This is a genomic window from Pseudomonas emilianonis, from assembly GCF_023072625.1.
Lineage (GTDB): Bacteria > Pseudomonadota > Gammaproteobacteria > Pseudomonadales > Pseudomonadaceae > Aquipseudomonas > Aquipseudomonas paraveronii.
The window spans coordinates 1-17,295 of record NZ_JAKNRV010000086.1; the positions used below are offsets into that span (position 1 = coordinate 1).

Annotated in this window: 19 protein-coding genes, 1 tRNA gene and 1 pseudogene; 14 read left to right on the forward strand and 7 right to left on the reverse strand. The window is 60.2% G+C overall.

What is annotated here, in order from left to right:
- Positions 1-431 (forward strand): sensor histidine kinase (locus L9Z73_RS11635; RefSeq protein ID WP_247400387.1); only part of this gene is annotated, 431 nt, incomplete at its 5' end.
- Here L9Z73_RS11635 and L9Z73_RS11640 read toward each other — a convergent pair.
- Positions 432-1,253: an HDOD domain-containing protein gene (locus L9Z73_RS11640; protein WP_247400389.1), complete on the reverse strand. Its 822-nt coding sequence runs from the start codon at positions 1,251-1,253 to the stop codon at positions 432-434.
- 36 nt (positions 1,254-1,289) lie between these two features.
- On the reverse strand, positions 1,290-2,231 hold the full coding sequence (locus tag L9Z73_RS11645) for a YgfZ/GcvT domain-containing protein (protein ID WP_247400408.1): 942 nt from the start codon (positions 2,229-2,231) through the stop codon (positions 1,290-1,292).
- A 140-nt stretch (positions 2,232-2,371) separates the two neighbouring features.
- On the opposite strand from L9Z73_RS11645, the gene L9Z73_RS11650 reads away from it, so the two are divergent.
- Entirely contained in the window at positions 2,372-2,626 is a 255-nt protein-coding gene (locus tag L9Z73_RS11650; RefSeq protein ID WP_247400426.1) for a succinate dehydrogenase assembly factor 2, read from the forward strand.
- Entirely contained in the window at positions 2,610-3,059 is a 450-nt protein-coding gene (locus L9Z73_RS11655; RefSeq protein WP_247400428.1) for a protein YgfX, read from the forward strand. Before L9Z73_RS11650 ends, L9Z73_RS11655 begins: the two co-directional genes overlap by 17 nt.
- On the opposite strand, the gene nadB is transcribed toward L9Z73_RS11655, so the two are convergent.
- On the reverse strand, positions 3,028-4,644 hold the full coding sequence (gene nadB, locus L9Z73_RS11660; RefSeq protein WP_247400430.1) for an L-aspartate oxidase: 1,617 nt from the start codon (positions 4,642-4,644) through the stop codon (positions 3,028-3,030). The two genes, L9Z73_RS11655 and nadB, sit on opposite strands and share 32 nt — an antisense overlap.
- Before the next feature lie 463 nt (positions 4,645-5,107).
- Here nadB and rpoE point away from each other — a divergent pair, with 463 nt between their 5' ends.
- The 4 genes from rpoE to L9Z73_RS11680 all read left to right on the forward strand — a co-directional run bounded on the left by rpoE (position 5,108) and on the right by L9Z73_RS11680 (position 8,963).
- Positions 5,108-5,689, forward strand: a complete 582-nt coding sequence (rpoE, locus tag L9Z73_RS11665; RefSeq protein WP_003172477.1) for an RNA polymerase sigma factor RpoE — start codon at positions 5,108-5,110, stop codon at positions 5,687-5,689.
- A 32-nt stretch (positions 5,690-5,721) separates the two neighbouring features.
- The gene (locus L9Z73_RS11670) at positions 5,722-6,309 is read left to right on the forward strand and encodes a sigma-E factor negative regulatory protein (protein ID WP_247400432.1); all 588 of its coding nucleotides are present in this window, start codon (positions 5,722-5,724) and stop codon (positions 6,307-6,309) included.
- Between the two features lie 16 nt (positions 6,310-6,325).
- Entirely contained in the window at positions 6,326-7,288 is a 963-nt protein-coding gene (locus L9Z73_RS11675; RefSeq protein ID WP_247400434.1) for a MucB/RseB C-terminal domain-containing protein, read from the forward strand.
- Positions 7,289-7,523: 235 nt separating this feature from the next.
- The gene (locus L9Z73_RS11680) at positions 7,524-8,963 is read left to right on the forward strand and encodes a DegQ family serine endoprotease (RefSeq protein ID WP_247400436.1); all 1,440 of its coding nucleotides are present in this window, start codon (positions 7,524-7,526) and stop codon (positions 8,961-8,963) included.
- 62 nt (positions 8,964-9,025) lie between these two features.
- Here the strand turns inward: L9Z73_RS11680 and L9Z73_RS11685 are convergent, their stop codons facing one another.
- Positions 9,026-10,459, reverse strand: a complete 1,434-nt coding sequence (locus L9Z73_RS11685) for a M48 family metalloprotease (protein WP_247400438.1) — start codon at positions 10,457-10,459, stop codon at positions 9,026-9,028.
- A gap of 95 nt (positions 10,460-10,554) precedes the next feature.
- Between L9Z73_RS11685 and L9Z73_RS11690 the strand changes: the two genes are divergently transcribed.
- Positions 10,555-10,794, forward strand: coding sequence for a sulfurtransferase TusA family protein (locus L9Z73_RS11690; RefSeq protein WP_064451315.1), 240 nt, complete (start codon positions 10,555-10,557; stop codon positions 10,792-10,794).
- Between the two features lie 31 nt (positions 10,795-10,825).
- Positions 10,826-11,896: an AI-2E family transporter gene (locus L9Z73_RS11695; protein ID WP_247400440.1), complete on the forward strand. Its 1,071-nt coding sequence runs from the start codon at positions 10,826-10,828 to the stop codon at positions 11,894-11,896.
- Between the two features lie 38 nt (positions 11,897-11,934).
- Here the strand turns inward: L9Z73_RS11695 and L9Z73_RS11700 are convergent, their stop codons facing one another.
- Positions 11,935-12,408 carry a peroxiredoxin gene (locus tag L9Z73_RS11700; protein ID WP_247400442.1) on the reverse strand — a complete coding sequence of 158 codons (474 nt, stop codon included), beginning with the start codon at positions 12,406-12,408 and terminating at the stop codon, positions 11,935-11,937.
- A gap of 10 nt (positions 12,409-12,418) precedes the next feature.
- Positions 12,419-12,979 (reverse strand): glycine cleavage system protein R, encoded by a 561-nt coding sequence (locus L9Z73_RS11705; protein WP_247400444.1) that lies wholly within the window; start codon positions 12,977-12,979, stop codon positions 12,419-12,421.
- 273 nt (positions 12,980-13,252) lie between these two features.
- On the opposite strand from L9Z73_RS11705, the gene dapA reads away from it, so the two are divergent.
- The 5 genes from dapA to L9Z73_RS11730 all read left to right on the forward strand — a co-directional run bounded on the left by dapA (position 13,253) and on the right by L9Z73_RS11730 (position 16,941).
- Positions 13,253-14,131: a 4-hydroxy-tetrahydrodipicolinate synthase gene (gene dapA / locus L9Z73_RS11710; RefSeq protein WP_247400446.1), complete on the forward strand. Its 879-nt coding sequence runs from the start codon at positions 13,253-13,255 to the stop codon at positions 14,129-14,131.
- Between the two features lie 17 nt (positions 14,132-14,148).
- Entirely contained in the window at positions 14,149-15,264 is a 1,116-nt protein-coding gene (gene bamC, locus L9Z73_RS11715) for an outer membrane protein assembly factor BamC (protein WP_247400456.1), read from the forward strand.
- 4 nt (positions 15,265-15,268) lie between these two features.
- Complete coding sequence (locus L9Z73_RS11720) at positions 15,269-16,027, forward strand: MBL fold metallo-hydrolase (RefSeq protein WP_247400458.1); 759 nt, start codon at positions 15,269-15,271, stop codon at positions 16,025-16,027.
- Positions 16,028-16,054: 27 nt separating this feature from the next.
- Positions 16,055-16,768, forward strand: a complete 714-nt coding sequence (purC, locus tag L9Z73_RS11725; protein ID WP_247400460.1) for a phosphoribosylaminoimidazolesuccinocarboxamide synthase — start codon at positions 16,055-16,057, stop codon at positions 16,766-16,768.
- Positions 16,769-16,851: 83 nt separating this feature from the next.
- Positions 16,852-16,941, forward strand: a tRNA-Ser gene (locus L9Z73_RS11730).
- Between the two features lie 242 nt (positions 16,942-17,183).
- Here the strand turns inward: L9Z73_RS11730 and L9Z73_RS11735 are convergent.
- A pseudogene (locus tag L9Z73_RS11735) lies at positions 17,184-17,295 on the reverse strand (OmpH family outer membrane protein); the annotation flags it as partial.

Below are 17,295 nucleotides of genomic sequence, written 5' to 3' on the forward strand. Positions count from 1 at the left end.
AATTGCTCGACCTCAGCCAGTTGGCCCGCGAGCTGGGCATGGCCATGGCGCCGTTGGCCCATGCGCGTGGGGTGGCGCTGGCGTTGGAGGCGGACACACCTGTGTGGATGCGCGGGGAGCCGACGCTGCTCAACGAGCTGCTGAGCAACCTGGTGGATAACGCCCTGGCCCATACGCCGCCCGGCGGCAATGTGATCCTGCGCGTGACGTCGCCGGCGGTGCTGGAAGTGGAAGATGATGGCCCGGGCATTCCGCTGGACGAGCGCGACCGCGTGTTCGAGCGCTTCTATCGCCGCAGCCAGCAGGGCATGGGCTCTGGCCTGGGCCTGGCGATTGTCGGTGAAATCTGTCGCGCGCATCTGGCCCAGATCAGCCTGCATGATGGCGAATCGGCAGGCTTGAAAGTGCGGGTCAGTTTTATCGCCGGTTGATCAGTAGAACATCGACCGTGCTTCATCCAGCTCTGCACGCACGCGGTCGCTGTAAGGGTCCAGGCGCAGCTTCTTGATCGCCGGCAGGCTGGAGACCGGCACATCCGCCAGCGGATGCGCGGTGCCACGATGGCAATACAGCACGGCAACTTGGACCAGGTCGATATAGTCGAGGCTCGCAGAGTCGCGCTCCAGGTCGAGGTATTGGCCTGGCAGTTTCGCCAGCATTTCCGGGAAGTCCCAGACAGCCAGCAGTTTGTCGCCGAGCATCGGGTGGATGCTCTCGATCATGTGGTTGAGGCTGACCGGGTCAGAGAGCAATTCGTAATGGTCTTCGGCGTAGGTCAGGATCGGCAGCACACCGATCTGATGCACCAGCCCTCCGAGCGCTGCCTGGTCCGGCTTGAGCTGGCTGTGGCTGCGGCACAAGGCATAGCTGACGCCGGCCACTTCCAGGCTGCGGCGCCAGACGTCGCGCATTTTCTGTTCGACCACTTCGGAGCGGGCGTGGAAGATCTGCTCCATCACCAGGCCGATCGCCAGGTTGCTGCTGTAGTTGGTGCCCAGCCGGGTGATGGCGGTGTGCAGGTCGGTGACTTCCTGTGTCGCCCGCAACAGCGGGCTGTTGACCACTTTGATCAAGCGCGCCGACAACGCGGTGTCGCGACCGATCACTTTGCTCAAGTGGCTGATGCCGATCTCCGGGTCTTCGGCGGCCTGACGAATGTTCAGGGCCACTTCCGGTAATGTCGGCAGCACCAGGTCATCGTTGTTGATGGCCGCAATCAAAGCCTGTTGGACTTTTTCCGCCAGCTCGTTCATTCATGCTCTCTAAGGTGTTGCAAAGGGGTGCGGCGATCAGTGCTGGATCTCTCGATCCCGGTCCAGTTGGTATGGCAGCTCAAGCAGTTGCAAGCCGGGACCTTCGAGGGTGCCTAAATGCACATCGCCACTCTCGGCAGCTTCGGCTTGCAGCACGGCCAGAAGTTCAACCCCTTGGTCAGCTTTTGCCGCGATCACCACTTCGCCGATCGAACTGTTGTGGCTGGGAGAAAACAGTGGTGTGCCGGGCTCGGGCAATTCAGTGGCATTCAGGCTCAGGCGGTACAGGCGACGCTTGAGTTTGCCCAGGTACTGCATGCGCGCGACGATTTCCTGGCCGGTGTAGCAGCCTTTCTTGAAGCTGACGCCGCCCACGGCCTGCAGATTAAGCATCTGTGGGATAAACAGCTCGCGGGTCTGCGGCATGACCTGGCCGATGCCGGCGCGGACCTGGCCCAGCAGCCACTCATTCAAGTCAGCCTGTTGCAACTGCGCGGCCAATTGGCTGCGCACGGCTTCGGCTTGCTCGGCGGGCGCCCAAAGTTCGATGCGACCTGGGGATACGCGGATGGCGATCAAATGTTCGCTGCGGGCGACGCTGTCGGTCGCGGCCGGCAGTTCCAGGCCCAGGCTTGCCAGCGCCTGATCCGCGTCCGCCAGGCCGAAACGCACCCAGGCGGCGCTTTCGTCGGTGAGTTTGGATTTGGAGAACACCGCGTACTTCTTCAGGTCCGCCAGTTGCGGTTCCAGCAACTCGGTGGCCATGGCAAGCAGCACGCCATCACTTTGCAACAGGATGCGAAAGCTCGACTGCATGCGGCCTTTTTGCGTGCAGCGCGCGCCGAGGCTGGCCTGGGTGTCGCTCAGGTAATTAAGGTTACAGGTGAGTTGGCCTTGCAGGAACTTGGCAGCGTCGGCGCCGCGGACGGCCAGAACGCCTTCGTGGGTGAGGGGGCAGAAGAAAGCAGAGTCGGCCATGGGTCATCGCAGGTCAAAAAGTCATAGGTGCATCATAGAGGGGCGCCCGACAAATGGATAGTTTCTGTAGGGGGCGACCAAAGCCGACTGTTCCGGCGCCTTAGGGCCTGTATACTTGCAATCTATTTGAGGAGCGTTCCATGGTCGAAGATGTAGAACTTAATCGCCTCTACTGGCACAGCCGTCGCGGCATGCTTGAGCTGGATGTGTTGTTGGTGCCGTTCGTCCGAGAGGTTTACTCGACGCTCAACCAAGTGGATCGCGACTGTTACGTCCGCCTGCTGGAATGCGAAGACCAGGACATGTTTGGCTGGTTCATGGAACGCGCCGAATCGGAAGATCCGGAGCTGCAGCGCATGGTTCGGATGATTCTGGATCGTGTCCAGCCCAAGTAATCCCGTCTTCGAATGTCGCTGGCAGGCCTCGCGGCTGTTGCTGGCGGCCTATCTCCTTGCCCAGGCGTTCGCGCTGGGTGCGCTGCTGCTGCTCGACCTGCCTTATTCAAGCCTTGGCCTGTTGCTGTGCCTGGCTCACGCCGCCTGGGTTGTCCCGCGCCATATCCGGCTGACTCACCGTTCGTCGATTCGTGGCCTGCGCCGTGATGAAAACGGGTGGCAGCTATGGAGCGCTGCGCGTGGCTGGCACCGCGTGCAGCTACGTCCCGACAGCCTGGCGCTGCCGTTGATCGTAGTGCTGCGCTATCGGGTACAGGGTGAATGGGCGGTGCGGTCGATCTGCGTGCCCAGCGATTCGCAGGCCGCCGATGTCCACCGGCGCCTGCGGGTTCGCCTGAAGTTCAGTCGCCGTAGGTGGTTGGCACCAGAATAGTATCGCGGGCCTCGGGCAGCATCTGCGGGTAGTCGAGGGTGTAATGCAGGCCCCGGCTTTCCTTGCGCTCCATGGCCGAGCGGATCATCAGTTCCGCCACTTGGGCCAGGTTGCGCAACTCAATCAAGTCGCGGCTGACTTTATAGTTGCTGTAGAACTCGTCGATCTCATCCAGCAACAGTCGCACGCGGTGTTGCGCGCGTTGCAGGCGTTTGTTGGTGCGCACGATGCCTACGTAGTCCCACATGAAGCGCCGCAGTTCGTCCCAGTTGTGGGCGATGATCACGTCTTCGTCCGAATCGGTCACCTGGCTGGCGTCCCAGCGGGGCAGGGCGGCGGGTACGGGGATGTGCGGCAGTTGTTCAAGAATGTCTGCCGCCGCCGAACGCGCATAGACGAAACATTCGAGCAGCGAGTTGCTGGCCATGCGGTTGGCGCCGTGCAGGCCGGTGAAGCTGGTTTCGCCAATCGCGTACAGGCCGGGCACGTCGGTGCGCCCGTGTTGGTCGACCATCACGCCGCCGCAGGTGTAGTGCGCGGCCGGCACCACCGGGATCGGGCCTTTGGTGATGTCGATGTTGAATGTCAGGCAGCGCTCGTAGACCGTCGGGAAGTGGGTCTTGATGAATGCTTCGGGTTTGTGGCTGATGTCCAGGTAGACGCAGTCGATGCCCAGGCGCTTCATTTCATGGTCGATGGCGCGGGCGACGATGTCGCGCGGGGCCAGTTCGGCGCGCGGGTCGAAGCGCTGCATGAAGCGCTCGCCGTTCGGCAGTTTCAGGTGTGCGCCTTCGCCGCGCAGGGCTTCGGTGATCAGGAAGCTCTTGGCCTGTGGGTGGTACAAGCAGGTGGGGTGGAACTGGTTGAATTCCAGGTTGGCCACCCGGCAGCCCGAGCGCCAGGCCATGGCGATGCCGTCGCCACAGGCACCGTCGGGGTTGCTGGTATAGAGATAGACCTTGGCCGCGCCGCCCGAGGCGAGAAGGGTGAAGCGGGCGCCGTAGGTGTCGACTTCGCCGCTGTTGCGGTTGAGCACGTAGGCGCCGAGGCAGCGCTCGCCCGACAGGCCCAGCCGTTTCTCGGTGATCAGGTCGACGGCGACCCGCTGCTCCAGCAATTCGATGTTCGGGCGTTGGCGGGCTTGTTCGAGCAGGGTCTTGAAGATCGCGGCACCGGTGGCGTCGGCGGCGTGGATGATGCGCCGATGGCTGTGCCCGCCTTCGCGGGTCAGGTGGAACTCGAAGCCGCTGTCATCACTGCCCGCGTGATCATCGCGGGTAAACGGCACCCCCTGGTCGATCAGCCATTGAATCGCTTCGCGGCTATGTTCGACGGTAAAGCGCACCGCGTCTTCGTGGCACAGGCCGCCGCCGGCGTTGAGGGTGTCTTCGACGTGGGACTGCACCGTGTCGGTGTCGTCCAGTACGGCGGCAACACCGCCCTGGGCCCAGAACGTCGAGCCATTGGCCAGGTCGCCTTTACTCAGCACTGCAATGCGCAGGTGGCTGGGGAGGGTCAGCGCAAGGCTTAAGCCGGCCGCGCCGCTGCCAATCACCAGGACATCGTGTTGAAACTGTTGGCTCATTTGAAGGATTCCGCAAAAAGCGATCCACAGGGGCTGGCGCAAACAGGACGCCTGGATCGGCGAATCAAAGGGTCACACGGGCTACTAGTATATAGAGGGGGGGAGCGGCACAATAGCCGCGCATTCGTGGCAGTGTGAAATTACGGTGCACGGCCAAGGTAAATAGACCGGTTATTGAAGTGGGAACTTTTTGCATAAGCCCCGACTCAATAGCAGGTTGCCCGAAAGCTGGGAAAACGTTGAGTTTATTGGCCCGTCGGGAGCATTGGACGCGTCAGGGAACCGGCGACAAGATTATTCGCGCAGCCGGCATCGCCCGTGCTGCGTTTTTCGTGTGTGCCAAATCAGTGCATGCCGGAAACTTGCTTGGAGGGGGAGAACTTTTGCGAAAAGTCCGAGTCTATGTTTGCAAGCCTGATCGTTCAGTTATGCAAGCCTCCTTTAAGTACAACGAGGAGTGTTCATGCTAACCCAGGAAGAGGATCAGCAGCTGGTCGAGCGCGTTCAACGCGGCGACAAGCGAGCTTTTGATCTGCTAGTGCTGAAATACCAGCACAAAATTCTCGGGTTGATCGTGCGGTTTGTGCACGACACCCATGAAGCGCAGGACGTTGCACAGGAAGCCTTTATCAAGGCATACCGTGCACTGGGCAATTTTCGCGGTGACAGTGCGTTTTACACGTGGCTCTACCGCATCGCCATCAACACGGCGAAGAACTATCTGGTGTCTCGCGGACGCCGCCCACCGGATAGTGATGTCAGTTCGGAAGATGCAGAATTTTACGATGGTGATCACGGCCTCAAAGATCTCGAGTCGCCGGAGCGTGCATTGCTGCGCGACGAGATCGAAGGCACCGTTCATCGCACTATTCAGCAGCTGCCAGAAGATTTGCGTACTGCGTTAACTTTACGTGAATTCGATGGTCTGAGTTATGAAGACATTGCGAGCGTCATGCAGTGTCCGGTGGGGACTGTAAGGTCACGGATTTTCCGGGCCCGGGAAGCCATCGATAAAGCCTTGCAACCGTTGTTGCAGGAAAACTAAAGACAGCGGCGACAGCCAAGAGAGGAACCGCCATGAGTCGTGATGCCCTGCAGGAATCGCTGTCCGCAGTGATGGATAACGAAGCGGATGAACTGGAACTTCGTCGGGTGCTCAACGCATTCGATGATGCCGAAACCCGTGATACCTGGTCTCGTTACCAAGTCGCTCGGGCGGTGATGCACAAGGATCTTCTAATCCCTCGTCTGGATATTGCTGCGGCCGTTTCTGCTGCACTGGCTGATGAAGCCGTTCCGGCAAAAGCTGCACGGGGTCCATGGCGTAGCCTGGGTCGCCTGGCAGTGGCCGCCTCGGTGACTGTTGCCGTACTGGCCGGTGTTCGCCTGTACAACCAGGACGAAATCGCCGGTGCCGAACTGGCCCAGCAGACTCAGCAACCGATCATGGCGGGTCCGCAAGTCAAAGGCCCCGCCGTACTGGCAGGCTACAAGGAAAGCTCCGACACTACCGGCCCGATGGCGAACGGTGTGCTTCAAGGGCAATCCGGCTGGCAAGATCAGCGTCTTCCAGGCTACCTGCGCCAACACGCACAGGAATCGGCCTTGAAAGGCACTGAAAGCGCTCTGCCATATGCTCGCGCGGCAAGCCTGGAAAACCGCTAAACCGTTGAGGAGCCCTATGCGCGCCATACCGCTCCTTACGCTTTTGCTCAGTGGTTGGTTTGCACTCCCCGCCCATGCTGATGAAGCCCAAGACTGGCTGACTCGACTTGGGCGTGCAGAGCAGCAGCAAAGTTTCCAAGGTACGTTCGTCTACGAGCGTAACGGCAATTTCTCTACCCATGACATCTGGCATCGTGTCCAGGACGGTCAGGTCCGCGAGCGGCTTTTGCAGCTCGATGGTTCGGCTCAGGAAGTCGTGCGGGTAGACGGTCGGACGCAATGCGTCAGCGGTACCCTTGTCGCCGGCCTCGGCAATTCGCGTGATGCTCCGTCACGTGCGCTTGATCCGCAAAAACTCACGCAATTCTACGAACTGGCCGTCATCGGCAAATCTCGCGTGGCCGGTCGAAATGCGGTGATTGTATCGATCACCCCACGTGACCAATACCGCTATGGCTTTGAGTTGCACCTGGACCGGGATACCGCGTTGCCCCTTAAATCGTTGCTGTTGAACGACCAGGGGCAGTTGCTGGAGCGTTTCCAGTTCACCCGATTGAACACCTCGGTCACGCCGGATGATCGCGACTTGCAACCTACTGGCGATTGCACGCCGATTGCAGTCGCTACGGCTAAAACGGCAGAGGTGCAACCTACCGAAGAATGGCATCTGGAATGGCTGCCGCCGGGTTTTCAGCTAACCAACAGCAGTGCGCGCAAAGACACCCAGACCAAAGCGACGGTCGACAGTCGGATGTATGAAGATGGGTTGGCACGGTTTTCGGTGTTCCTTGAACCGATCAGCGGGGCAAGCGTTACGGAGACCCGTACCCAGTTGGGCCCGACGGTGGCGGTGTCGCGTCGGCTGAATACGGTGGATGGCGAAATGATGGTCACGGTGGTTGGCGAAATTCCCATCGGCACCGCTGAGCGCCTCGCGCTGTCGGTGCGCGTTGAAAAAATGCCTGCCGCCAAGCCGTGAATCGTTAATCTTATGTTCATCCTGGCCTTTCACTCTAATTCCATGCGAGGTTGGCTGCCGATAGACATGAAATGTCTGGACCAGCATTTTCACTTGCAAAAAACTCTCATGTTTTTTATAGGTCAGGGCTTGTCGGCGCTGACCTTGTTTTGTTCGCGGAACAGAGAAGTCGGTCGCAGTTTCCGGCGTTTCTTGAACCCTGTCGCTCAACCCTGCACGTCGTAACGGGAGCTGTATGTCGATACCACGCTTGAAGTCTTACTTATCCATAGTCGCTACGGTGCTGGTGCTGGGGCAGGCCGTGCCCGCGCTAGCGGCCGAACTGCCTGATTTCACCCAATTGGTCGAGCAGGCCTCGCCTGCCGTGGTGAACATCAGTACCACGCAAAAACTACCGGAGCGCAAAGTCTCCGACCAGCAGATGCCGGACCTGGAAGGCCTGCCGCCGATGCTGCGCGAGTTCTTCGAACGTGGCATGCCGCAACAACGCGCCCCCCGTGGCGGCGGCGGTGGCCAGCGTGAAGCGCAGTCCCTGGGCTCGGGCTTCATCATCTCGCCCGATGGCTACATCCTGACCAACAACCACGTGATTGCCGACGCTGACGAGATCATCGTCCGCCTGGCTGACCGTAGTGAATTGAAAGCCAAGCTGGTTGGCACTGACCCACGTTCCGACGTGGCGTTGCTGAAAATCGACGGCAAAGACCTGCCTGTACTGAAACTGGGCAAGTCCCAAGACCTGAAAGCCGGGCAGTGGGTCGTGGCCATCGGTTCGCCGTTTGGCTTTGACCACACCGTGACCCAAGGCATCGTCAGCGCCATCGGCCGCAGCCTGCCCAACGAAAACTACGTGCCGTTCATCCAGACCGACGTGCCGATCAACCCGGGTAACTCCGGTGGTCCGTTGTTCAACCTGAACGGTGAAGTAGTCGGCATCAACTCCCAGATCTACACGCGCTCCGGTGGCTTCATGGGCGTGTCGTTCGCCATCCCGATCGACGTGGCCATGGACGTTTCCAACCAACTGAAAAGCGGCGGCAAGGTCAGCCGTGGCTGGTTGGGCGTGGTGATCCAGGAAGTGAACAAGGACCTGGCTGAATCCTTCGGCCTCGACAAGCCGGCCGGTGCGCTGGTTGCACAGATCCAGGACGGCGGCCCGGCGGCCAAAGGTGGCCTGCAAGTCGGCGACGTGATTCTGAGCATGAACGGCCAGCCGATCGTCATGTCGGCAGACCTGCCGCACCTGGTGGGCGCGCTTAAGGCGGGCAGCAAGGCCAAGCTGGAAGTGATCCGCGAAGGCAAGCGCCAGAACGTTGAGCTGACCGTTGGTGCCATCCCTGAAGAAGGCGCGACCCTGGATGCCCTGGGCAATACCAAGCCGAGCGCCGAGCGCAGCAGCAACCGCCTTGGCATTGCCGTGGCCGAGCTGACGGATGAGCAGAAGAAAACCTTCGACCTGAAAAACGGCGTGGTGATCAAGGAAGTGCAGGACGGTCCTGCTGCCTTGATTGGCCTGCAGCCAGGTGATGTGATTACTCACCTGAACAATCAGGCCATCGACACCACCAAGCAGTTCACCGACATCGCCAAGGCGCTGCCGAAGAACCGTTCGGTATCGATGCGTGTCCTGCGTCAGGGCCGTGCCAGCTTCATTACCTTCAAGCTGGCCGAGTAACCGGCCAATAAAAAGCCCCGCCTTCGTTTAACGAGGGCGGGGCTTTTTTGTAGGCGATGGGTTTAGCTCATCATCCCTTTCACCAGGCGTTCCTGTTCGATCAACTCACGCTGGCGTGCGTCGATACGCGACGACAGTGGGAAGTTGCTGCCGGCACGGCGCTTAGCGAAGTCCAGTTGTTGAATGGCTTGCTGGAAATCGCCGACCAGGGCGAAGTACTCGGCGCGCGCCTGATGCAGGCCGATGATGTTGCCGGACAAGCCGCGCGTCTCGGCGACTTGGTACCACACGTCCGGATCGTCCGGGCGCGACTTGAGCAAGCCGTCCAGGGCCTTTTCCGCATCGGCGGTACGGTTCTGTTTAAGCAAAAGGTCCACTCGCACCTGGTTCAGCGGATAGTTGCCGGGGTACTGGGTGAGCATCCGGTCAGTGCGCTGCTGGGCTTCCGGCAAGCGGTTGTTAGTGATGTCCAGCTCGATCTGCGCCAGGTTGTAGGTAATGTCGTTGGGCGACTTGGCCAACAACGGGGCCAGGTTTTCCCGGGCTTCCTTGAGTTTGGTACCCTTGATTTGGGCGATTGCCAGACCATAGCGCGCCACGTCGTTTTTCGGATTTTCGTCCAGTTGGGCCTGGAAGCGCTTGGCGGCGAGGCCTGGCGTGTCTTCGTATTTCAACTGCACCCGTGCGCGAATCAATTGATAGCGCAAGCTGTCTTCCGTGCCGCCGGGCTTGGCCTGTTCGGCGCGGTTGCGGGTGTCGGCGATGCGCGACTCTGTCACCGGGTGAGTCAGCAGGAATTCCGGCGGTTTGGCGTCGAAGCGGTATTGACGCATCAGGCGTTCGAACATGGTCGGCATGGAGCGTGGGTCGTAACCGGCTTTCTCCAGGTTGAGGATGCCGATGCGGTCCGCCTCTTGTTCGTTCTGGCGTGAGAACCGTCGTTGTTCCTGGATCGCGGCTGCCTGTGTGCCGGCAATCGCGGCAATACCGGCATCGCCCGCACCGGCTGCGGCGGCAATGATGCCGCCGAGCATCGCGGCCATCATCGGGAGCTGCATGCGCTGTTGCGCTTCGACGCCCCGGGCGAAGTGGCGCTGAGACAAGTGAGCCAATTCGTGGGCGAGCACCGAGGCGTATTCACCTTCGGTCTGGGCGTTGAGGAACAGCCCACCATTGACCCCGACGATACCGCCAGGCGCGGCAAAGGCGTTGAGCTGCGGGCTATCGATCAGGATGAATTCCAGGCGGCGGTCATTGACCTGGCTGGTCTCCACCAGCTTGTACACGCTGGTTTCGACGTAATCCTTGAGCTGCGGATCGTTGAGCTGCGAGACCTGGCCGCGCAAGTAGGCAAGCCAGGCGCGACCCAGTTGGTATTCCTGTTGTGGCGAGACAATGGCAGAACTGGCGTCGCCAAGAGACGGCAGGTCGTCAGCGAAGCCCGGGGAGGCCAGCAGGCAGGCCAGCGTCAGCAGGGTGGGGCGCAAAAAAGTCATGCACAGAGCCTTTCGACAAAGAGCTTACTGTAGCCGGACACTGAGCTTCGGACCAGATATTCTAAGCAGCCTGAACGCTTGCCCGGAGTAAAACCATGACCGACGCTGTAGCCTTTGATGCCGAACTCGATGCCAGCGGCCTCAATTGCCCGTTGCCCTTGCTCAAGGCCAAGTTGGAGCTCAATCGATTGGCCAGCGGCGCAGTGCTCAAGGTCATCGCCACAGATGCCGGCTCCCAGCGTGATTTTCGCACCTTTGCCAGGCTGGCCGGCCACACCCTGCTGCATGAAGAAGACGCGGCCGGTGTCTACCGTTATTGGTTGCGCAAGGCCTGAGCCGTTCGCCCCCACCACCCGAGGTTGATTGATGTTCAAAGTGTTACGAGACTGGATTCAGCGCTACTTCTCCGACGAGGAGGCCGTGGTGCTGGCGGTCCTGCTGTTCCTGGCCTTTACCGCCGTCCTCACCCTGGGTGGCATGCTCGCCCCGGTGCTGGCAGGGATGGTGCTGGCCTACCTGATGCAGGGGCTGGTCACCACCCTGGAACGTCTGCGTTTACCGGGTGCGGCGGCAGTGGGGCTGGTATTCGCCTTGTTCATGGGGCTGTTGCTGGTGTTTATCGTGGTGGTCGTGCCGCTGCTATGGCATCAGTTGATCACCTTGTTCAACGAGTTGCCCGGCATGCTCGCCAAATGGCAGTCGCTGTTGCTGCTATTGCCGGAGCGCTACCCGCACTTGGTGTCGGATGAGCAGGTACTGCAAGCCATCGAAGTGGCGCGCGGCGAGATCGGAAAGTTCGGGCAATGGGCGCTGACCTTTTCCCTGTCCAGCCTGCCGTTACTCGTCAACATCATGATCTACCTGGTGCTGGTGCCGATCCTGGTGTTTTTCTTCCTCAAGGACCGCGCGATGATCGGCCGCTGGGTCAGTGGCTATCTGCCGCGTGAGCGGGCGTTGATCACCCGGGTAGCCGAGGAGATGAACCGGCAGATCGCCAACTACATCCGTGGCAAGGTCATCGAGATCATCATCTGTGGCGGGGTTACCTACATCGCCTTTATTGCCCTGGACCTGAACTACGCGGCCCTGCTGGCATTGTTGGTAGGTATTTCAGTGGTGGTGCCGTATGTCGGCGCTGTGGTGGTGACGGTGCCGGTCACATTGATCGCCTTGTTCCAGTGGGGCTGGAGCGATCAGTTCATCTACCTGATGGCGGTGTACGGCATCATCCAGACCCTGGACGGCAATGTGCTGGTGCCGCTGCTGTTCTCGGAGGCAGTCAACCTGCATCCGGTAGCGATCATCTGCGCGGTATTGTTGTTTGGCGGGTTGTGGGGGTTCTGGGGGGTGTTCTTTGCGATCCCCCTGGCGACGCTGTTCAAGGCGGTGCTGGATGCGTGGCCGCGGCAGGAACCGGTGGTGGCGCCCTTACTCTGATGAGAGGAGAGGGCGCGTGCGCCCTCTCCCTATAATGCTCAGGCGCTGTGCAACGCTTTGGCTGCCGCCAGCACCGCGTCCACATGCCCCGGCACTTTCACGCCACGCCATTCCTGGCGCAGCACGCCATCTTTGTCGATCAGGAAGGTGCTGCGATCCACGCCCAGGTATTCCTTGCCGTACAGCTTCTTCAGCTTGATCACGTCAAACAGCTGGCAAACCGCTTCGTCCTTGTCGCTGATCAGCTCGAAAGGAAACGCCTGCTTGGCCTTGAAGTTCTCGTGGGACTTCACGCTGTCGCGCGACACGCCAAACACTTCGGTATTGGCGGCCTTGAACGCCGCGTACTGGTCACGGAAACCCTGGCCTTCGGTGGTGCAACCCGGTGTGCTGTCCTTCGGATAGAAGTAAATCACCACTTGCTTGCCCTTGAGGGCTTTGATGCTGAAGGTTTGGCCGCTGGTGGCCTGGGCTTCGAAATCGGCTACGGGTTTGTCGATGACTACCGCCATGGGGGCTTCCTTACATTGGGTTCTGTGGGCGCCACGGCTCGATCAATGCGTCGAGGTTCAGCGCATCGGCGAAGTCCAGGAACTGATCGCGCAGCCAACTGATCTGCACGCCGGCCGGCAAGGTCACGGTGAACGTGGCGTTGAGCATGGTGCCGCCGGTTTGCGGGGCCTGGTAGGTGTCGCAGGTGAGGTTTTCCAGTTCGACGTTTTGGTCGATAAAGAACTGGCACAACTCGTTGACGATGTCCGAGCGGTAGGCAGAACTGACATACGCCACATAAGGCAGGGCCTGTGGGCGATTTTCCAGAGCGGCACTGCGTACCACATTGACGGTGAAGTTGTGCTTCTTGGCCAGGCCCGGCAAGCCGGTCTCCAGGCGCGCCAAGGCATCCCAGGTGCCGGAAATCTGCAGCACCAGCGCGCTGCACTCGCCATGGCGCGTGAGGCGGGAGGTTACGACGGCGCAGCGGTTTTCATGGCTGGCGCGGCACAGGACGTTGGTCAGCTCCATGGGGTTGGCGCCGAGGGCACTGATAACAAGGAATTGTTCGCGAACTGTGGGGGTGGACATGCAGCCTTCCTAAAACGATGAGCGGTCGATACGGTGAGGGCTGTATCGATCAAAGCATGAAGGGTAGCGAAAAGCGTCGCCAAGGGATAGGAGGTGGCGTTTTCATTGCGTGATCAGCGGGTTTTTACCCCGCCTCGACCCGTACTTTCACGCAATGATGGCATTGCCCGTCGTTTAGTTGATCCAGAACGCGTCCTCAGGCGGTACTTCGCTTGTACAAGCATCTTGGCGCCAGTACCATTACGGCTCTCTTTTTCCGGCAGGAGCGGTTGCATGATTGCGGGCAGTATGGTGGCACTGGTCACACCCATGGATGCACAAGGTCGTCTCGACTGGGATAGCCTGGGCAAACTGGTGGACTTCCACCTGCAAGAGGGCACCAACGCCATTGTGGCGGTCGGCACCACAGGTGAATCGGCCACCCTCGACGTGGAAGAACACATCCAGGTTATCGAGTTCGTGGTCAAGCGTGTCGCGGGCCGTATCGCCGTGATCGCCGGTACGGGCGCCAACTCGACGCGCGAAGCGATCGAGCTGACCAAAAACGCCAAGAAGGCCGGCGCCGACGCCTGCCTGCTGGTGACCCCGTACTACAACAAACCGACCCAGGAAGGCCTGTACCAGCACTTCCGCACCATTGCCGAAGCGGTCGATATCCCGCAGATCCTCTACAACGTGCCGGGTCGCACCGCGTGCGACATGAAGGCCGAGACGGTGATCCGCCTGTCCACCGTGCCAAACATCATCGGTATCAAGGAAGCCACCGGCGACCTGCAACGCGCCAAGGACATCCTGGCCGGCGTGAGCAGCGACTTCCTGGTGTATTCCGGTGACGATGCCACCGCTGTCGAGCTGATCCTGCTGGGCGGCAAGGGCAACATCTCGGTGACCGCCAACGTGGCCCCGCGCGCCATGAGTGACATGTGCGCCGCCGCCCTCGCCGGCGATGCCGTGACCGCGCGTGCGATCCACGAGAAGTTGATGCCGCTCAACAAGACACTGTTTATCGAATCCAACCCTATCCCCGTGAAATGGGCGCTGTTTGAAATGGGCATGATGCCGGACGGTATCCGTCTGCCGCTCACCCGTCTCAGCGAAGCCTGTCACGAACCGCTGCGACAGGCCCTGCGCCAGTCCGGCGTCCTGGTTTAATTGAGGAAGCACTACGCATGAAGCGATTGGCCGGACTTTCCGCACTTGCCTTGATTATCTCCAGCACCAGTGGCTGCGGTTGGATCTGGGGCCCGGAAGGCTACTTCCGTGACCGCGGCAGCGATTACCTGGAAGCACAAGCAACCAAACCGATGCAACTGCCGCCGGACGTCAGCGTCGCCAAGCGCCTTGATCCGTTGCTGCCGATTCCGCGCAATGTCGCCGACGACACCGCCAAGGGTGAGTACGTGGTGCCGCGTCCACAGCCGATCTCGGCCGTGGCGAATACCAGCGACTACAGCCTGCAGAAGAGCGGCGACTCGCGCTGGATCGTGGCGCAGCGCCCACCTGCCGAAGTCTGGCCGGTGGCGGTGCAGTTCTTCCAGGACAACGGTTTCCGTATCGACGAGCAGCGTCCGCAGACGGGTGAGTTCACTACAGCGTGGCAGCAAGGCAGCGAGCTGTCGGCCAGCATGGCCAAGCGCCTGCAGTCCGGTGGCGTCGTCGCTGACGCCGAAGCCCGCGTGCGCGTGCGCATCGAGCCTGGTGTGCAGCGCAATACCAGTGAAGTCTATGTGGTCAGCGCCGAGCGTCCGGCTGGCAGCACCTCCAACGTCGAGTTCACCAATCGCTCGGTCAACACTGGCGTCGATGCTGCACTGGTCGACGAGATGCTGGCCAGCATGAGCCGTATCTCCGAGAAGGGCGGTTCCATCTCCCTGCTCGCCGCGCGTGATTACGACACCCCGAGCCGCGTCAGCCTCACCGAAGACGGCAGCGGCAACGTGGTGCTGAACCTGGGTGAAGACCTGGACCGTGCCTGGGCCAGTGTTGGTCGCGCGTTGGAACAAGGCCCTTGGCGTGTTGAAGACATCAACCGCAGCCTGGGCCTGTACTACATCAACGTGGCGGAAAAAGCCGAGAAGAAAGACGACGAGCCAGGTTTCTTCAGCAAGTTGTTCGGCAGCGCTCCTACCAAGGAAGAGATCGAAACCCGCGCCGAGCGTTATCAGATTCGTTTGAGCAAGGTTGGCGAAAGCGTGCAAGTCACCGTCGAGAAGAACATCAACACCGTTGCGCCGGCTGAAACAGCGCGCAAAGTGTTGGGCGTGATTCAGGACAACCTGGGCTGATCCGATGCGTTTTGCCGTTCTCGGCAGCGGTAGCCAAGGGAACGGCACGCTGGTCGCTCATGACGACACGTATGTGCTGGTGGATTGTGGTTTCTCGTTAAGAGAAACCGAGCGGCGCCTGTTGCGCTTGGGGGTTCACCCCTCGCAGCTGAGCGCGATTCTGGTGACCCACGAACATGCAGACCATGTGCATGGCGTGGGTTTGCTGTCTCGGCGCTACAATCTTCCGGTGTACCTGAGTCGCGGCACTTTGCGCGGGATGCGCAAACCCATTGAACCCGCAGGCTTCCTGGCTGGTGGCGAGCAACTGCAGATCGGTGCCTTGAGCATTGATGTGATTGCCGTGGCGCATGACGCCCAGGAGCCGACGCAGTATGTATTCAGTGGCGGTGAGCGACGTTTCGGCGTACTTACCGACCTGGGTTCCTACTGCGCCAACGTGCTGGACGGCTACCGGAACCTCGATGCATTGATGATCGAGTCCAACCACTGCCGAGATTTGCTGGCTCGCGGTCATTACCCGTACTTCCTCAAGCAACGGGTGGGCGGCGAACTGGGGCATTTGAACAACCACCAGGCGGCGTACCTGGTGTATGAGTTGGGCTGGCAAGACCTGCAACACCTGGTCCTGGCCCATCTGAGCAGCAAGAACAACCTGCCGCAGCTGGCCCGGCAATGTTTTGTCGATACCCTTGGGTGCGACCCGGACTGGCTGCAACTGGCCGATCAAGATTCAGGGCTCGACTGGCGACATATCGCCTAGCCCACCTCACTCAAAGCGGAGCCCATCATGGAAAAACGTGAAGAACTCTACCGCGGCAAAGCCAAGTCGGTGTACAAGACCGACGACGCCAACCGCCTGATCCTGCTGTTTCGCAACGACACTTCGGCGTTCGACGGCAAGCGCATCGAACAACTTGATCGCAAGGGCATGGTGAACAACAAGTTCAACGCCTTCATCATGCAGAAACTCGAAGCGGCCGGCATTCCGACCCAATTCGACAAGCTGTTGGGCGACAACGAGTGCCTGGTCAAGAAGCTGGACATGATTCCGGTTGAATGCGTCGTGCGTAACTACGCCGCCGGCAGCCTGGTCAAGCGCCTGGGCGTGGAAGAGGGCATCAAGCTCAACCCTTACACCTTCGAATTGTTCCTCAAGGACGACGCCAAGGGCGACCCGTTCATCAACGAATCCCACGTTGTGGCGTTCGGCTGGGGCACCGCCGAGCAACTGGCGCGCATGAAGGAATTGTCCCTCAAGGTCAACGACGTCCTGAGCAAACTGTTCGACGACGCCGGCCTGCTGCTGGTCGACTTCAAGCTGGAATTCGGTGTGTTCCACGATGGCTCCATCGTCCTGGGCGACGAATTCAGCCCGGACGGCTGCCGCCTGTGGGACAAGGACACCAAGAAGAAGATGGACAAAGACCGCTTCCGCCAAGGCCTCGGTGATGTGATCGAAGCCTACGAAGAAGTCGCCAAGCGCCTCGGCGTACCGCTGTAATCGACGCAAGCATCTGATAGCACGGAAAAAAATCGCTTCTGCGCTTTGCTTTCCTGAGATGGGCTGTTATGATGCGCGCCGTTGGAGAGATGCCAGAGTGGCCGAATGGGACGGATTCGAAATCCGTTGTACCTTCACCGGTACCTAGGGTTCGAATCCCTATCTCTCCGCCATTATTTGAAGAGCCCCGCAGATCAAGGTCTACGGGGCTTTTTCGTATCTGAATTCTACGTAGCAATTCTACGTAAAATACATCACCTGCAACGCCCCTTGTGGCGCCTTCCTGCGTCGATTGGCAATAGCCATATTACCCTATGCCACGGTAGCTACGGTGTGTTGGCTGGCCTGGAGGTGATGCGCAGCCTCGACGACCACGGCATCCAGACCCGCAAGCCGCTGGAAATCGCGGTATGGCTTACTTCAGCTGGTTCATGCGCTCGATCACCTGGCGGGTGATGTCGTATTGAGGCTTGACGTCAATCACGGCGCCGCGTTCGAACACCAGGTCAAAGGCACCTTTCTTGATG

Bases quoted from the DNA above. Each gene is read 5' to 3' on its own strand.
- L9Z73_RS11640 (WP_247400389.1), bottom strand. From the start codon at position 1,253: ATGAACGAGCTGGCGGAAAAAGTCCAACAGGCTTTGATTGCGGCCATC.
- L9Z73_RS11645 (WP_247400408.1), bottom strand. From the start codon at position 2,231: ATGGCCGACTCTGCTTTCTTCTGCCCCCTCACCCACGAAGGCGTTCTG.
- L9Z73_RS11650 (WP_247400426.1), top strand. From the start codon at position 2,372: ATGGTCGAAGATGTAGAACTTAATCGCCTCTACTGGCACAGCCGTCGC.
- nadB (WP_247400430.1), bottom strand. From the start codon at position 4,644: ATGAGCCAACAGTTTCAACACGATGTCCTGGTGATTGGCAGCGGCGCG.
- rpoE (WP_003172477.1), top strand. From the start codon at position 5,108: ATGCTAACCCAGGAAGAGGATCAGCAGCTGGTCGAGCGCGTTCAACGC.
- L9Z73_RS11670 (WP_247400432.1), top strand. From the start codon at position 5,722: ATGAGTCGTGATGCCCTGCAGGAATCGCTGTCCGCAGTGATGGATAAC.
- L9Z73_RS11675 (WP_247400434.1), top strand. From the start codon at position 6,326: ATGCGCGCCATACCGCTCCTTACGCTTTTGCTCAGTGGTTGGTTTGCA.
- L9Z73_RS11680 (WP_247400436.1), top strand. From the start codon at position 7,524: ATGTCGATACCACGCTTGAAGTCTTACTTATCCATAGTCGCTACGGTG.
- L9Z73_RS11685 (WP_247400438.1), bottom strand. From the start codon at position 10,459: ATGACTTTTTTGCGCCCCACCCTGCTGACGCTGGCCTGCCTGCTGGCC.
- L9Z73_RS11690 (WP_064451315.1), top strand. From the start codon at position 10,555: ATGACCGACGCTGTAGCCTTTGATGCCGAACTCGATGCCAGCGGCCTC.
- L9Z73_RS11695 (WP_247400440.1), top strand. From the start codon at position 10,826: ATGTTCAAAGTGTTACGAGACTGGATTCAGCGCTACTTCTCCGACGAG.
- L9Z73_RS11700 (WP_247400442.1), bottom strand. From the start codon at position 12,408: ATGGCGGTAGTCATCGACAAACCCGTAGCCGATTTCGAAGCCCAGGCC.
- L9Z73_RS11705 (WP_247400444.1), bottom strand. From the start codon at position 12,979: ATGTCCACCCCCACAGTTCGCGAACAATTCCTTGTTATCAGTGCCCTC.
- dapA (WP_247400446.1), top strand. From the start codon at position 13,253: ATGATTGCGGGCAGTATGGTGGCACTGGTCACACCCATGGATGCACAA.
- bamC (WP_247400456.1), top strand. From the start codon at position 14,149: ATGAAGCGATTGGCCGGACTTTCCGCACTTGCCTTGATTATCTCCAGC.
- L9Z73_RS11720 (WP_247400458.1), top strand. From the start codon at position 15,269: ATGCGTTTTGCCGTTCTCGGCAGCGGTAGCCAAGGGAACGGCACGCTG.
- purC (WP_247400460.1), top strand. From the start codon at position 16,055: ATGGAAAAACGTGAAGAACTCTACCGCGGCAAAGCCAAGTCGGTGTAC.